Origin of the sequence: Sphingomonas jejuensis (assembly GCF_011927695.1) — a bacterium.
GTDB classification, from domain to species: Bacteria; Pseudomonadota; Alphaproteobacteria; order Sphingomonadales; family Sphingomonadaceae; genus Sphingomonas_K; species Sphingomonas_K jejuensis.
This window is the reverse complement of sequence record NZ_JAATJE010000001.1, coordinates 1,412,565-1,426,495: the sequence shown is the minus strand read 5'-3', so window position 1 is coordinate 1,426,495 and position 13,931 is coordinate 1,412,565. Positions and strand designations below refer to the sequence as shown.

Here is a 13,931-nt window from a genome sequence, read left to right as displayed (position 1 = left end):
TTTGATCATCAAGACCGTGGATGCCGTCTTCGATCCCTTCAGCGTGGGCGGCGTCCTCCGGTCGGCGGCGGATCGCTTCGCCGATCGGCGCGCGCTCCGCTTCGGGGACCGCTCCGCGACCTACAGCCAGCTGTTCGATGAAGTGGTGGAGCGGGCGCGCGGGCTGATCGGCCTCGGCGTGCGGCCGGGCGACCATGTCGGCATCCTCATGCCCAACTGCTGGGACTATGTGATCCTCTATTATGCGGCCAACCTCGTCGGGGCGACCGCTGTGCTCTTGAACGCGCGCTACCGGGCGGACGATCTCGCCTACGTCATCCCGCAGTCGGACGTGTCGCTGCTCATCGTCGGCGGCCATGCGCGTCGCTTCACCGATTACCGGCCGATGCTCCGCGCGATCTTTCCGGAGCTGGATCGGTGGAACGGCGGGCCGCTGTCGGTCGCGGCGGCCCCGGCCCTGCGCGGCCTTGTGGAGATCGGCGACGATCGCCCCGGCAGCTGGCCCGCCGATGCCGCGTTCCACGCCGCCGCCGGCAGCGTGGCGGCGGACGAGGTGATCGAACGCGCCGCCGCCGTCCGGGCGGACTCGGTCGGCATGATGATCTTCTCGTCGGGCACCACGTCCAGGCCCAAGGCGTGCATGCTCACCCACCGCTCGCTGGCGCTGACCGCCGATGCGCTCGCGACGCGCTTCAGGCTGACGCCCGATGATCGCGTCTGGAACCCGCTCGCGCTGTTCCACATGTCCACCATGCTGCCGATGGCCGCGTGCCGCGCCGCGGGCGCCTGCTTCATCGGCATGGACCGCTTTAACCCGGACGACGCCATGGACCTGCTGAAGGTGGAGCGCCCGACCGTCCATTATGCCGGCTTTCCGACCATCATCTCGGCGCTGGTCACGCATCCGGGCTTTGCCGCCTACGACCAGGCGGCACTCCGCATCAACCATGTGGTCGGCCCGCCCGATCTCTTGCGGCGCTATGGGGAGCTGTTTCCCGGCGCGGTCGCGGTCAACAGCTATGGGCTGACGGAGGCGACCGGCGTGCCCTGCTACAGCGACCTCGATGATCCGGAGGATCTGCTCTACGAGACCAGCGGCTCGCTCTTTCCCGGCATGACCGCCCGCATCGTCGATGAGGAAGGGCGGCCCGTTCCGGACGGCGTCGCCGGGGAAATCTGCCTGAAGGGCTTCGGCATCTTCGCCGGCTACTACCGGGATCCCGACGCGACGGCGCGCGCGGTGAGCGCGGACGGGTGGCTCCACACCGGCGATCTCGGCCGCATCGGGCCGGGCGGGCGCCTCATCTATGATGGCCGGTTGAAGGACATGCTCAAGATCGGCGGGGAGAATGTCGCCGCCGTGGAGCTCGAAAGCTTCCTGGTCACGCACCCGGCGGTCCGCATGGCGCAGGTGATCGGCGTTCCCGACGACCGCCTGATGGAGGTGGCCGCCGCCTATATCGAGCTCAATCCCGGTCACAGCCTCGACCAGGACGCGCTCATCCGCCACTGCCTGGGCAGCATCGCCAGCTACAAGATTCCCCGCTACGTCCGCTTCGTGGACAGCTGGCCGATGAGCGCGACCAAGGTGCAGAAGTTCGAGCTGCGCCGCGCCTTCGTGCCCGACGGCAAGATCGACGTGACCGCCTACACCAGGGCCGGGGCATGAGCGCGGTCGCTCCGCCCGTCGCCGCCGACCTTGGCCCGGCCGCGACGCGCGTCGACGAGCCGGCGGCGCCGGGCTTCCGGCAATGGTACCTGATCGCGGTCCTGATGCTCGCCTACACGGCAAGCTTCATCGACCGGCAGGTGCTGAACCTCCTTGTTGAGCCCCTGAAAGCCAGTTTCGATCTCGACGACACCCGTCTCAGCCTGCTCCAGGGGCTGGCGTTTACCGGCGGCTACATCCTGTTCTCGCCCGTGTTCGGCCGTCTCGCCGATGTCGGCAGCCGCCGCGCGATCCTGTTCATGGGCGTCGGCATCTGGTCGGTCGCGACCAGCCTGTGCGGGCTGTCGCAGAGCTATCGCCAGCTGTTCCTCGCCCGCTTCGGCGTCGGCGCGGCCGAAGCCTGCCTGACGCCTGCGGCCTGGTCGATCATCGCCGACAGCTTCCCCGCGCGCCTCATCCCGCGCGCCTTCAGCATCTACATGATGGGCCCCTATATCGGCGGCGGGCTCGCGCTGATCTTCGGCGGGCTGCTGCTGGACAGCGCGGCCGGATGGGACCTGACCGACCTGCCGCTGGTGGGCACGCTCCAGCCCTGGCAGGTCGTCTTCATCTGCGCAGGGCTGCCCGGCCTTCTGATCGCCGCCATGCTGCTCGCCGTGCGGGAGCCGCCACGGCGCGAGATCGCCGCCGTCGCTTCGCAGGACCGCATCCCGATGGCGGAGGTATGGCGCCTGTTCCGCGACCGGCGCGACTTCTACCTGAACTTCTATGCCGGCATGGCGCTGCTGGTCATCACGCTCTACGCCTTTCCCGCCTGGATGCCGGCCATGCTGATCCGCCAGTTCGGCATGGCGGCGGGCGATGTCGGGCTCCGCTACGGCGCCGCCGTCCTGGTCACCGGATCGCTGGGCGTCCTCGCCGGGCCGTGGATCGCGGGCCAGGTCGAACGCCGCGGACGCGCCGACGCGCTGATGCTCGTGCCCTTCGCCGCCTGTTTCGCGCTGATCGGCATCTCGTCGGCGCTCCTGATCGCGCCGAGCCCGGCCGCCGCGCTCGCCATCGCGACGCTGGCGAGCTTCGCCTACAGCATCCCGCAGGCGCTTGCGTCCTCCGCGCTCCAGCTCGTCACTCCCAACCGGATGCGCGGCATCGCATCGGCCGTTTACGTCTTCGCGGTCAGCGTCACTGGGCTGGGTGCGGCGCCCACCATCGTCGCCGTCCTCACCGACTATGTGTTCGCCGACCCGGCGATGGTCGGCCGGTCGCTCGCGCTGACCTGCGCCGGCGCATCGCTGCTTTCCGCCATTTTCCTCTGGCGCGCGCTTCGCGGCTATCGCAGGCTGCTGCGTATCGACGCCGGTCAGGCGCGCTGACGAGGAGAGGTGATGACGGACGCCACCGACAGCTACGACGTTCTGATCGTCGGCGGCGGGCATGCCGGCGCGCAGGCGGCGATCGCGCTGCGCCAGTCCGGGTTCGACGGCAGCGTGGCAATCGTCGGCGACGAACCCGATCCCCCTTATGAGCGCCCCCCGCTCTCCAAGGATTATCTCGCCGGCGACAAGAGCTTCGAGCGCATCCTGATCCGCCCCGCCGCCTTCTGGGCGGAACGCGGCATCAGCCTGCGCCTCGGCACGCGCGTCGCAGCCGTGATGCCGGCCGACCACGCGGTGCAGACGGACGCCGGGGAGCGCATCGGCTACCGCCATCTGATCTGGGCAACCGGTGGCCAGCCGCGGCGGCTCACCTGCGCCGGCCATGATCTCGTGGGCGTCCATGCCGTGCGCACGCGTGCCGACACCGATCGCATGATCGCGGAGCTTCCGCGCGTCGGCCGCGTGATCGTCATCGGCGGCGGCTATATCGGGCTCGAGGCCGCCGCCGCGCTCGTCAAGCATGGCAAGCAGGTGGTGCTGCTGGAGGCGCTGGACCGCGTGCTTGCCCGCGTCGCCGGCGAGCCGCTTTCGCGCTTCTACGAGGCGGAGCACCGCGCGCACGGCGTCGATCTGCGGCTGGGCGTCGCGGTCGACTGCATCGAGGGAGAGGGCGGCCGCGTCGCCTCCGTCCGCCTCGCCGATGGTGAGCGGATCGCCTGCGACATGGTGATCGTCGGCATCGGCATCATTCCCTCGGTCCAGCCGCTGATCGATGCCGGCGCCGCCGGTGGCAACGGCGTGGCGGTGGATGGTCGGTGCCGCACCAGCCTGCCGGACGTGTTCGCGATCGGGGACTGCGCGCTTCACGCCAACCGCTTCGCCCACGGCGCGGCGATCCGGCTCGAATCGGTGCAGAACGCCAACGATCAGGCGACGCTCGTGGCAAAGCTTCTGACCGGCGCCGATGCCGCCTATGATGCCGTGCCGTGGTTCTGGTCCAACCAGTACGACCTGAAGCTTCAGACCGTCGGCCTGTCGACCGGGCATGACCAGGCCGTGCTGCGCGGCGATCCGGCCGACCGCTCCTTTTCCGTCGTCTACCTGCGCGATGGCCGCGTGATCGCACTCGACTGCGTCAATGCCACGCGCGACTATGTACAGGGCCGAAAGCTGGTGCTGGAAGGGCAGGTCGTCGCACCCGAACGGCTTGCGGATGCTGGAACGGCATTGAAGGATCTGCAGCCGGTTTCGCCGTGAAACTGAGTTTTCTTCCGCCAATTTCACCGATTAATCAAACTGCTTGGCGAATCTCTGTTCGCACATGCAACGAAATCTGCTTCAAGCGGTTGGACCGGGTTCGGGCGACATGCGGTTGGCCCGATCTGGTCGCTTAGAGGGAGTTGATCATGGTTCTTGGTAAGGCAGCAGCAGCGCTCGCCGCTGTGTCGCTCGTCGCATCGCCCGTCATGGCGGCTGCTCCGTCGGCTCCGGCCGTTGCGCGCGTCGCTTCGTCGGACGAGGGCGAGAGCCGTCTCGGCGGCGGCAGCGTCATCGCGGCGATCCTGGCGGCGGCGATTGTCGCCGGCGGCATCATCATCGCGGTCGACGGTGACGACGACGACGACGCCGTCAGCGCGTAATCGCCTGACGCGGGTTTTCGGGAAAGGGCGGCTTTGCGGCCGCCCTTTCTTTTTGCCTGCCGGACGCGGCCCGCACGCCCTTGCCTGACACGCCCGGTGCGATAAGGCGTTCGCATGAGCGAACAGTTCGACCTGACCGACGATCAGCGTGAGATCCAGGAACTCGCGCGCCGCTTCACCGCCGATGCGATCACTCCGCACGCGGCCGAATGGGACGAAAAGCACATCTTCCCCCGCGACACGCTGCGCGCCGCGGCGGAGCTTGGCTTCGGCGCGATCTACGTGTCGGAGGACAGCGGCGGCATCGGGCTCGGTCGGCTGGAGGCCGCGCTGATCATGGAGGCGATGGCCTATGGCTGTCCGTCCACCTCCGCCTTCATCTCCATCCACAACATGGCGGCGTGGATGATCGACCGATTCGGCTCGGCGACGGTGAAGGCCAAATATCTGCCGTCGATGGTCGGGATGGACCGGATCGGCAGCTACTGCCTGACGGAGCCGGGATCCGGGTCCGACGCTGCGGCGCTGAAGACGCGCGCGGTCAAGGACGGCGACCATTATGTGGTCACCGGTTCGAAGGCCTTCATTTCCGGCGGTGGCGAGAACGAGATCTACGTCACCATGGTCCGCACGGGGGAGGAGGGGGCCAAGGGCATCTCCTGCCTGGTCATCGAAAAGGACATGCCCGGCGTCAGCTTCGGCGCCAACGAACGCAAGCTCGGCTGGCACTCGCAGCCGACCGCCCAAGTCAATTTCGACGGCGTGCGCGTGCCGGCGGAAAATCTGGTCGGCGCCGAGGGGGAGGGCTTTCGCATCGCGATGATGGGGCTGGACGGCGGCCGCCTCAACATCGGCGCATGTTCGCTCGGCGGCGCCCAGCGCTGCCTGGACGAGGCGATCGGCTACACCCGCGATCGCAAGCAGTTCGGCAAGGCCATTGCCGACTTTCAGAACACGCAGTTCACGCTCGCGGACATGGAAACGGAGCTCCAGGCCGCCCGCATCCTCCTCTACGCGGCGGCCGCCAAGGTGACGGCGAACGCGCCGGACAAGACCCGCTTCGCCGCCATGGCGAAACGGCTGGCGACCGACACGGGATCGTCGGTGGTCGATCGCGCGCTTCAGCTGCACGGCGGCTATGGCTACCTCATGGATTACCCGATCGAGCGTTTCTGGCGCGATCTTCGGGTCCATTCGATCCTGGAAGGCACCAATCAGGTGATGCGCATGATCGTGGGGCGCGAACTCACACGGCAATGATGCCGGCGCCCGCATGGAGGGGGAGCAGGATGACCGAAGACCTGATCGTCACCACCGAAGGCCGGGTCGGGCGGATCCGCCTCAACCGGCCAAAGGCGATCCACGCGCTGAACCTCGCCATGTGCGAAGGCGTGATCGATGCGCTCGAGGCGTGGCGCGCGGACCCCGCGGTGGAAGCGATCCTGATCGACCATGCCGATGGCCGGGGCTTCTGCGCCGGCGGCGACATCCGCATGATCGCCGAAAGCGGGGCGGGCGATGGCGCGGCGGCCCGCCACTTCTTCCTGACCGAATACCGGATGAACCACCGGCTGTTCACCTATGCCAAGCCGATCGTCGCCTTTGTCGACGGCATCACCATGGGGGGCGGGGTGGGCCTCTCGCAGCCCGCCCGCTTCCGCGTCGCGACGGAGAACACGCGCTTTGCCATGCCGGAAACGGGCATCGGCCTGTTCCCCGATGTCGGCGGCGGCTGGTACCTGTCGCGCCTTCCCGGGCGGCTCGGTGTGTTCCTCGGCCTGACCGGGGCACGGCTGGACGGCGCGGAGACGCTCGAGCTCGGCCTGTCGACCCATTATCTGCCCGCCTCCGCGCTTGAGGGCGCAAAGGCGGAGATCGCGGCCGACCCGCAGGCGATCGACGCCATCCTCGGCGCGCATGCGGCCGTCCCGCCGCCCGCGCGCATCACCGGCAATCGTGAAAAGATCGATCGGCTGTTCGCCGCGCACTCCGTTGAGGAGATCGTCGCGGCGCTGGAAGCCGATGGCGGAGATTGGGCGCTGAAGGAGCTCGCGACGATCCGCGCGAAATCACCGCAGTCGCTCAAGGTGTCGCTCCGCATCGTGGAAGACGGCGCGCACATGCACGGCTTTGCCGACGAAATGGTGCAGGAATACGCCGTCGTGACCCGGATCGTGCAGCGCCCGGACTTCGCGGAAGGGGTGCGCGCACTCATCATCGACAAGGACAACCAGCCGCGTTGGGATCCGCCCGCGCTGGACGGAGTCACCGACCACATGATCGACCGCATCTTCGCGCCGCTGCCGGCGGACGAGGCGTGGACACCGGCCTGAGCCGAGCAGGGAGAACAAGGATGGCCTTCGAAACGCTGATCGTCGAACAGGTCGGACGCGTGACCAGGATCACGCTCAACCGCCCCCAGGCGCTCAATGCGCTGAACAGCCAGGTGCTGACCGAACTGATCGCGGCACTCGCCGCCTTCGATGCCGATGACGGGCAGGGCTGCGCCGTGCTGACCGGCAGCGAGAAGGCGTTCGCCGCCGGCGCCGACATCAAGGAGATGCAGGCGCAGGGCTTCGCCGACATGTACGCCACCAACTTCTTTTCCGGGTGGGAGACGGTGACCCGGACCCGCAAGCCGATCATCGCGGCGGTTGCCGGCTATGCGCTGGGCGGCGGTTGCGAGGTCGCGATGATGTGCGACTTCATCCTCGCCGCCGACACCGCCAAGTTCGGCCAGCCGGAGATCAAGCTGGGCGTGACGCCGGGCATGGGCGGGTCGCAGCGCCTGACCCACGCCGTCGGCAAGGCCAAGGCGATGGAGATGGTGCTGACCGGCCGCATGATCGGCGCGGAGGAAGCGGAGCGCGCGGGCCTCGTCGCGCGCATCGTGCCCGCGGCCGATCTGCTTGATGAGGCGATGAAGACGGCCGAGACGATCGCCGCGATGGCGCCGCTCGCGGTCGTCGCCAATAAGGAAATGGTGAACGCCGCTTTTGAGACCTCGCTGGCGCAGGGCGTCCAGTTCGAGCGGCGGCTGTTCAATGGGCTGTTCGGCACGGCCGACCAGAAGGAAGGCATGACCGCCTTTGTCGAAAAACGCCCGGGCAACTGGACGGGACGGTAACGGAAAGCCCCTCCCGCGCAGGAGGGGATCAGGGTTGGAGGAGAGACACATGGCACGCATCGGCTTCATCGGGCTCGGCAACATGGGCGGCGGCATGGCCGCCAACCTGGCGAAGAAGGGCCATGACGTGCGTGCGTTCGATCTGTCGGCCGATGCGCTCGCCAAGGCGGAGGCGGCCGGGTGCCTCCGCGCCGCCGATGCCGCGACCGTCGCGCGCGACGTCGATGCGGTTGTCACCATGCTGCCCGCCGGCCGCCATGTCGCGGCCGTCTACGACGATGCCGTGCTGCCAAACGCGGCGCCGGGCACGCTGCTCATCGATTGCTCCACCATCGACGTGGTCACGGCCCGCGCGGTGGCGGAGCGGGCAGCGGCCAAGGGCCTGATGGTGGTGGATGCTCCCGTGTCGGGCGGCATCGCGGCGGCGGACGGCGGCACGCTCACCTTCATGGTCGGCGGCAGCGGGGAGGCGTTCGCGAAGGCGGAACCGATCCTCGCCTGCATGGGCAAGGCCGTCATCCACGCCGGCGCGTCCGGCACGGGTCAGGTCGCAAAGCTGTGCAACAACAACCTGTTGGCCGCGACCATGGTGGCGACGTGTGAAAGCTTCCTGCTCGCCCGCCGCCTCGGCCTCGATCCGCAGACCTTCTACGACATCTCGTCCAAGGCGACCGGACAGAGCTGGTCGATGACCAGCTACTGCCCGCTTCCCGGCGTCGGCCCCGACAGCCCCGCTGACCGCGACTATCAGGGCGGCTTTGCCTCCGCCCTCATGCTGAAGGACCTGAAGCTTGCCTTGGGCGCGGCGGGAGAGGCCAACGCCAGCATCCCCATGGGCGCGGCGGCGGCGGCGCTCTATCAGGCCTTCGTGAATGGCGGTGGCGAGCGGCTCGACTTTTCCGGCATCATCCGCCTGCTGGACGGCCAGACGGCCTGACGCCGCTCCCCGTTACGGGATCAGCCGGTCCGCCTTCAGCCGGGCGAACAGGGCCATGAACGCGTCGTCGGTCGGCTGATAGGCGGTAAAGCCCAGCCGCCGGCTCTTGCCCATGTCGGTGACGACCTCGATCGGCCGGCCGAGGTCGGCGTCCGTGTGCCACGGCGATGCCAGCCGCGACAGGTCGGGCTCGGCAAGCCCCTCCCGCTCCGCGATCGCGCGCCAGATGGGCGCGGCATCCGCCATCTGCTCCTCCAGCGGCGTCACCGTTCCGTCGAACGCCGCCGGCTCCACCCCGAAATGGTCCGCGATCCGGCTCCACATCCACTTCCAGCGGAAGACATCACCGTTGACCACGTTGAACGCCTCGTTCCGGGCCGCGGGCGTGGTCGCCGCCCACAACAGGTGCCGCGCGAGCAGCCCCGCGTCCGTCATGTCGGTAAGGCCGTTCCACTGCGCCGCCGACCCCGGAAAGCGGAACGGCCGCCCCGTCTCGCGGCACAGCACCGCGAACACGGCGAGCGTCGTGCCCATGTTCATCGCGTTGCCGACCGCCTGGCCGATCACCGTATGCGGCCGGTGCACGCTCCACCCGAAGCCGTCGCGCGCGGCCGCGGCGAACACCTCGTCCTCCTGCGCATAATAGAAGTTCTCAACATCCAGCCGCCCCTGCTCCTCCCGGAACGGCGTCTGCGGCAGCGCGCCCTTGCCGTAAGCCTCGAACGGCCCGAGATAATGCTTCAACCCCGTCACCAGCGCGACATGGCGGGTGCCGCCGCCGGGCCGCAGCGCGTCCAGCAGGTTGCGCACCATCGCCGAATTGACGCGGATGTTCTCCGCCTCGCTGTCCTGCCGCAGCCAGGTGGTGATGAACACCGCATCGGGCCGGACGTCGCGAAGCGCAGCGGCGGTCCCGCCCGCATCCTGCAGGTCGGCGGCGACTGGCGTCACGCCGGGCAGGTCCACCGGCCGGCGGGACAATCCCGAAACGTCCCAGCCTTCCTCCGCCAGCAGCCGCGCGGTGGCGCTGCCGACGATACCGCTCGCGCCGACCACCAATGCCGATTGCGCCATCACCATGCTCCGATCGCTGAAAAGGGGAAAAGGCCGCACCGCTGCGGGCCGCCTCTCGCGCTCCCAACGATTGCCCCGCGCCGCCCGTTCCGGGCACGCGGCCGCATCCTGAACACGACGGTGGCAGGACGATGCGCCCCCTTGGTCGATCCGCCGGCCATCGCCCGCTTGCCGCGCCACGGCTGGCGTTGCATGGCCGGGGAACGCCGATTGTCCATGCGCCTGCCGGAGCCACGATGAAGCACGCCCTGCCTGTCACCCGCGAACAGGATTTCGCCGCCTGGTACCAGGCGGTCATCGCCGAAGCCGACATGGCCGAGGATTCGGGCGTGCGCGGATGCATGGTGATCCGCCCCTGGGGCTATGGCGTGTGGGAGCGCATGCAGCGCATCCTGGATGACGCCATCAAGGCGACGGGCCACGAGAACGTCTACTTCCCGCTCTTCATCCCGCTCTCCTATTTCGAAAAGGAAGCCGAGCATGTGGAAGGCTTCGCCAAGGAAATGGCGGTCGTCACCCATCACCGGCTGAAGGGCGACGGGCAGGGCAGGCTGGTGCCCGATCCTGACTCGAAGCTGGAAGAGCCGCTGATCGTCCGCCCGACATCGGAAACGGTGATCGGCACCGCCTTTGCCAAGTGGGTCCGCTCGTGGCGCGATCTTCCCGTGCTCATCAACCAATGGGCCAATGTGGTCCGGTGGGAGATGCGCACCCGCATGTTCCTGCGCACGTCGGAATTCCTCTGGCAGGAAGGGCACACCGTCCACGCCACCCGCGACGAGGCGGTGGCGGAGACGGAGCGGATGCTGGAGGTCTATCGCCGCTTTGCCGAGGACGCGCTGGCACTGCCCGTCGTCGCCGGCGAGAAGCCGGAGAACGAGCGCTTCCCCGGCGCCGACGCCACCCACTCGATCGAGGCGATGATGCAGGACGGCAAGGCCCTGCAGGCCGGCACCTCGCACTTCCTCGGCCAGAATTTCGCGGAGGCGCAGGGCATCCGCTACCAGGACAAGGACGGCGGCCTCGCCACCGCCTGGACCACCAGCTGGGGTGTCTCCACCCGCATGATCGGCGCCGTCATCATGGTGCATGGCGACGACGACGGGCTGCGCCTGCCGCCGCGCATCGCGCCCTGGCAGGTGGTGATCGTCCCTATGCTCCGCGATGACGAAGGCGACGCGGCGATCCTCGATTACTGCCGCGCGCTCGCCGACGACCTGAACGGGCAGGTAACGCTGGGCGAACCGATCCGCGCCCTTGTCGATGCGCGCCATCCCAAGGCGTCGGTGAAGCGCTGGGCCTGGGTGAAGAAGGGCGCTCCCATCGTCCTCGAAGTCGGCGGGCGCGACGTCGCGGGCGGCAACGTGTCGGTCATCCGGCGCGACCGGCTCTACAATGAAACCGGCAAGCTGATGTCGACGGTGACCGCGCGGGACGAGTTCGCCGCTGCCGCGCCTGCGCTCCTGGCCGAGATCCAGGGCGCGCTCCACAACGAGGCCAGGGCGCGGCTCGACGCCGGTATCCGGCTGGGCGTCACCGATTTTGCGGCGCTGCAGGCGATGTTCGCGGATGGCGAGAAGAACCCGGGCTGGGCGGAGGTGCAGTGGTCGCGGCCGACGGGCGACCAGCTCGATGCCGTGGTGGAGCGGTTGAAGGCCATGAAGCTCACCATCCGCAACGCACCGCAGGGGCAGGCGCCGGCGGATGGCGCCTGCATCTTCACGGGCGAACCCGCGGTGGAACGCATCCTCGTTGCAAGGGCTTATTGAGATGGCGGGCAAGGGAGAGGACGAGATGGCGGCAGGCATGGCGGCGGCGCTCGCCGGGCTTCCCTGGTCAAAGATCATTGCGGCCGCGCCCGGCCTCATCGCGCAGGGCTCGGCGCTGGCCGATCGCGTGAAGAGCCGGCCGCCGGCGCCTGCGGCCGAAACGGTGGACCTCCCGGCCAAGCTCGACGCGGCGGAGGCCCGGCTGTCACAGGTGGAGACGGAGCTGGCGGCGTCGGCCCGGCTCGCCGCCGACCTCTCGGCTGCGCAGGCCGGGCTGATCGCGGAAGTCGATCGGCTGCGGCGGATGCTCTACGGCGCGCTCGGCCTCGGCGCGGTGGCACTGGTCGTCGCGGTGGTCGCCGCGGTTTCCTGATCGCCGGCCCACCGGACGCTGATCCATCCCACGGGCCCGACAGGGCCCCCGTCGCTGCTATGGTTGACGCCGTCGGTGATCGGCACCTCGGCGAAGTCGAACGGGCTGACCCCGTCCAGGCAGGCCGCGTTGACGCCCAGCTCGTCCGGGTTCGATCGACGGCGGTGATGGGTGTAGATGCCGCAGTGCCGGCAGAAGTGGTGCCGCGCGACGCCGGTGTTGAACCGGTACTCGGTCAGCTGCTCGGCGCCCGCTAGGATCCGGAACCGGTCGGGCGCGCTCGTCAGCGCAACCGCGCCGCGCATCCGGCAAAAGGAACAGGTGCACCGCCGCGCCGCCTGCCAGCCCCCGATCAGGTCCACCTCGAAGCGGACGGCGCCGCAATGGCAGCCACCCGTCAGGGTACGACTGGCATCCGGAAGGCCGTCACCCATCGATGGTGACGGTCCCCGGATGGTGCCGGTCGAGATGCTTCTTGATGATCCGCAGGTTGCGCGTGTTGGAACGGAAGAAGAAGTCGAACGTGTCACCCACCAGCGGCACGGCGCCCAGCACCGTGTCCACGCCGATGTTGGCTGCCATGCGCGCCATCTGGAACTTCGACATGCCCAGGTTGCGCGCTTCCCAGATCAGGTAGCTGCCCATCGCCGCGGCGATCAGGTCGCCAACCACCGGCACCAGGCCGACCACGAAATCCAGGCCGACCTTCCGGTTGATGCCGGGGACGGTCCAGACGCGCTCCAGCATCTGCTCCAGCGCTTCGACACGCGCGCGCACGGCCGCCGGATCGTTTGACAGGGATCGGCCGATCGCGCCGGCCGTGGGGGTGAACTGTGCCATGCCGGTCATATGGTGGCGACCGGATCGTTCCGAAAGATCGGCCGATCAGCCCGTCAGGGCGGCGGCCAGCGCATCCGGCTGCTCGACATGCACGAAGTGGCCGGCGCCATCGATCGTCACGACACGGCCGCCTGCGCGTGCGACCGCGTCGATCTCGGCCGGGCTGGTGACATGGTCGCCGGCACCCCGCACCAGCAGCAGCGGTGCGCTGACCGAAGCGACGGACGCCAGCATCGGGCGGTAGAGGTCGGGTGAGTTCAGCAGCGCCCGTCCAGGCCGCTCCCCGCGGGACCAGCGGTCCTCGGGGAAGGGCGCCTGCTCCGCCAGGCGGGAGAACATGGCGCGGTGCTCCGCCTGGACGACGTACAGGTCCTGCCGGCGGGGGCCGAGCGCTGCCATCACCCGCTCCATGCGGGGCACGAACGCCGGGTCGACCGGCGTGGTCGGGCTCGACAGCGTGACGGCCTCCAGCGCCGCTGCGGTGTCGATGCCGTTCAGGCGTTGCGCGGCGGCGCCCATCAGCCAGTGAAGCGAGCTGGCGGCGTCGATCACCGGGCTTTCCAGCACCAGCCGCGTGACTCCCTGCGGATGCGCCAGGACATATCGCAGCGCGATCAGACCGCCAAAGCTGTGGCCGATCAGCGTCCAGCGCGCGATGCCCAGTCGCTCGCGGATTGCCTCGTAATCCGCGATCAGGTCGTCCACCGTCACGGGCGCGTCCGCCGCGATCGGATCGGACCGCAACGCGCCCCGCTGGTCGACGCTCACCACCCGGTACCGACCGTCCAGGTGCGGCATCATGTGCCGTTCGAAATCGAAGGCCCCGACGCCCGGCCCGCCGTGCACGTAGAGGAGGGCGGGGAGCGCGGGGTCGCCATGATCCAGCACCCACAGGCGCCGGCCGTTGATCGCCGTCAGCCCGTCGTCGGGCGCCGCGGCAATCGCCCGGCCGGGCACAAGCGCGGCGGCCAGGACGGCCAGCGCGACGCGGCGGTCGACGGCGCTGCTCTTTGTCATCCGACCTCAACGGCGACGGGGCCGATCCGTTCAGATGGTCGCGCCGCTTTCGCGCCAACGAAAAAGGGCGGCCCTTTCGAGCCGCCCCGTTTCTTGCCGTCGGAAAGGA

14 protein-coding genes are annotated in these 13,931 nt (G+C 69.1%); 10 read left to right on the top strand and 4 right to left on the bottom strand.

The annotated features are described in order from the left end of the window. The first annotated feature begins 1 nt into the window (after position 1). The 8 genes from GGR88_RS07260 (at position 2) to mmsB (ending at position 8,749) form a co-directional block, all read left to right on the top strand. A complete protein-coding gene (locus tag GGR88_RS07260; RefSeq protein WP_167953882.1) occupies positions 2 to 1,669 on the top strand; it encodes a class I adenylate-forming enzyme family protein in 1,668 nt (555 codons plus the stop codon). Continuing rightward, a complete protein-coding gene (locus GGR88_RS07255; protein ID WP_167953881.1) occupies positions 1,666 to 3,042 on the top strand; it encodes a spinster family MFS transporter in 1,377 nt (458 codons plus the stop codon). The genes GGR88_RS07260 and GGR88_RS07255 overlap by 4 nt, the downstream gene beginning before the upstream one ends. Positions 3,043 to 3,054: 12 nt before the next feature. Continuing rightward, the gene (locus GGR88_RS07250) at positions 3,055 to 4,302 is read left to right on the top strand and encodes an NAD(P)/FAD-dependent oxidoreductase (RefSeq protein ID WP_167953880.1); all 1,248 of its coding nucleotides are present in this window, start codon (positions 3,055 to 3,057) and stop codon (positions 4,300 to 4,302) included. A 149-nt stretch (positions 4,303 to 4,451) separates the two neighbouring features. Further along, positions 4,452 to 4,685 carry a hypothetical protein gene (locus GGR88_RS07245; RefSeq protein ID WP_167953879.1) on the top strand — a complete coding sequence of 78 codons (234 nt, stop codon included), beginning with the start codon at positions 4,452 to 4,454 and terminating at the stop codon, positions 4,683 to 4,685. A gap of 114 nt (positions 4,686 to 4,799) precedes the next feature. Beyond that, positions 4,800 to 5,945: an acyl-CoA dehydrogenase family protein gene (locus GGR88_RS07240; protein ID WP_167953878.1), complete on the top strand. Its 1,146-nt coding sequence runs from the start codon at positions 4,800 to 4,802 to the stop codon at positions 5,943 to 5,945. A 29-nt stretch (positions 5,946 to 5,974) separates the two neighbouring features. Then, a complete protein-coding gene (locus tag GGR88_RS07235) occupies positions 5,975 to 7,018 on the top strand; it encodes an enoyl-CoA hydratase/isomerase family protein (protein ID WP_167953877.1) in 1,044 nt (347 codons plus the stop codon). A 20-nt stretch (positions 7,019 to 7,038) separates the two neighbouring features. Continuing rightward, positions 7,039 to 7,812 (top strand): enoyl-CoA hydratase, encoded by a 774-nt coding sequence (locus GGR88_RS07230; protein ID WP_167953876.1) that lies wholly within the window; start codon positions 7,039 to 7,041, stop codon positions 7,810 to 7,812. 34 nt (positions 7,813 to 7,846) lie between these two features. Beyond that, positions 7,847 to 8,749, top strand: coding sequence for a 3-hydroxyisobutyrate dehydrogenase (gene mmsB, locus GGR88_RS07225; RefSeq protein ID WP_425338468.1), 903 nt, complete (start codon positions 7,847 to 7,849; stop codon positions 8,747 to 8,749). A gap of 12 nt (positions 8,750 to 8,761) precedes the next feature. Here mmsB and GGR88_RS07220 read toward each other — a convergent pair whose 3' ends face one another. Beyond that, on the bottom strand, positions 8,762 to 9,823 hold the full coding sequence (locus GGR88_RS07220; protein WP_167953874.1) for an SDR family oxidoreductase: 1,062 nt from the start codon (positions 9,821 to 9,823) through the stop codon (positions 8,762 to 8,764). 236 nt (positions 9,824 to 10,059) lie between these two features. Here GGR88_RS07220 and proS point away from each other — a divergent pair, with 236 nt between their 5' ends. Both proS and GGR88_RS07210 read left to right on the top strand, forming a co-directional pair. After that, on the top strand, positions 10,060 to 11,592 hold the full coding sequence (gene proS / locus GGR88_RS07215) for a proline--tRNA ligase (protein ID WP_167953873.1): 1,533 nt from the start codon (positions 10,060 to 10,062) through the stop codon (positions 11,590 to 11,592). Between the two features lies 1 nt (position 11,593). Beyond that, positions 11,594 to 11,965 (top strand): hypothetical protein, encoded by a 372-nt coding sequence (locus GGR88_RS07210; protein ID WP_167953872.1) that lies wholly within the window; start codon positions 11,594 to 11,596, stop codon positions 11,963 to 11,965. Here GGR88_RS07210 and GGR88_RS07205 read toward each other — a convergent pair. From GGR88_RS07205 to GGR88_RS07195, 3 genes are read right to left on the bottom strand one after another with little or no spacing between them, the layout of a single operon-like run. After that, positions 11,902 to 12,399, bottom strand: a complete 498-nt coding sequence (locus GGR88_RS07205) for a GFA family protein (protein ID WP_167953871.1) — start codon at positions 12,397 to 12,399, stop codon at positions 11,902 to 11,904. The genes GGR88_RS07210 and GGR88_RS07205 overlap by 64 nt on opposite strands. Next, positions 12,392 to 12,805: a DUF4112 domain-containing protein gene (locus GGR88_RS07200; RefSeq protein WP_209023210.1), complete on the bottom strand. Its 414-nt coding sequence runs from the start codon at positions 12,803 to 12,805 to the stop codon at positions 12,392 to 12,394. The genes GGR88_RS07205 and GGR88_RS07200 overlap by 8 nt, the downstream gene beginning before the upstream one ends. 45 nt (positions 12,806 to 12,850) lie before the next feature. Then, positions 12,851 to 13,822, bottom strand: a complete 972-nt coding sequence (locus GGR88_RS07195) for an alpha/beta fold hydrolase (RefSeq protein WP_167953869.1) — start codon at positions 13,820 to 13,822, stop codon at positions 12,851 to 12,853. Positions 13,823 to 13,931 lie beyond the last annotated feature (109 nt).

Bases quoted from the DNA above. Each gene is read 5' to 3' on its own strand.
- GGR88_RS07255 (WP_167953881.1), top strand. From the start codon at position 1,666: ATGAGCGCGGTCGCTCCGCCCGTCGCCGCCGACCTTGGCCCGGCCGCG.
- GGR88_RS07250 (WP_167953880.1), top strand. From the start codon at position 3,055: ATGACGGACGCCACCGACAGCTACGACGTTCTGATCGTCGGCGGCGGG.
- GGR88_RS07245 (WP_167953879.1), top strand. From the start codon at position 4,452: ATGGTTCTTGGTAAGGCAGCAGCAGCGCTCGCCGCTGTGTCGCTCGTC.
- GGR88_RS07240 (WP_167953878.1), top strand. From the start codon at position 4,800: ATGAGCGAACAGTTCGACCTGACCGACGATCAGCGTGAGATCCAGGAA.
- GGR88_RS07235 (WP_167953877.1), top strand. From the start codon at position 5,975: ATGACCGAAGACCTGATCGTCACCACCGAAGGCCGGGTCGGGCGGATC.
- GGR88_RS07230 (WP_167953876.1), top strand. From the start codon at position 7,039: ATGGCCTTCGAAACGCTGATCGTCGAACAGGTCGGACGCGTGACCAGG.
- GGR88_RS07220 (WP_167953874.1), bottom strand. From the start codon at position 9,823: ATGGCGCAATCGGCATTGGTGGTCGGCGCGAGCGGTATCGTCGGCAGC.
- proS (WP_167953873.1), top strand. From the start codon at position 10,060: ATGAAGCACGCCCTGCCTGTCACCCGCGAACAGGATTTCGCCGCCTGG.
- GGR88_RS07210 (WP_167953872.1), top strand. From the start codon at position 11,594: ATGGCGGGCAAGGGAGAGGACGAGATGGCGGCAGGCATGGCGGCGGCG.
- GGR88_RS07205 (WP_167953871.1), bottom strand. From the start codon at position 12,399: ATGGGTGACGGCCTTCCGGATGCCAGTCGTACCCTGACGGGTGGCTGC.
- GGR88_RS07200 (WP_209023210.1), bottom strand. From the start codon at position 12,805: ATGGCACAGTTCACCCCCACGGCCGGCGCGATCGGCCGATCCCTGTCA.
- GGR88_RS07195 (WP_167953869.1), bottom strand. From the start codon at position 13,822: ATGACAAAGAGCAGCGCCGTCGACCGCCGCGTCGCGCTGGCCGTCCTG.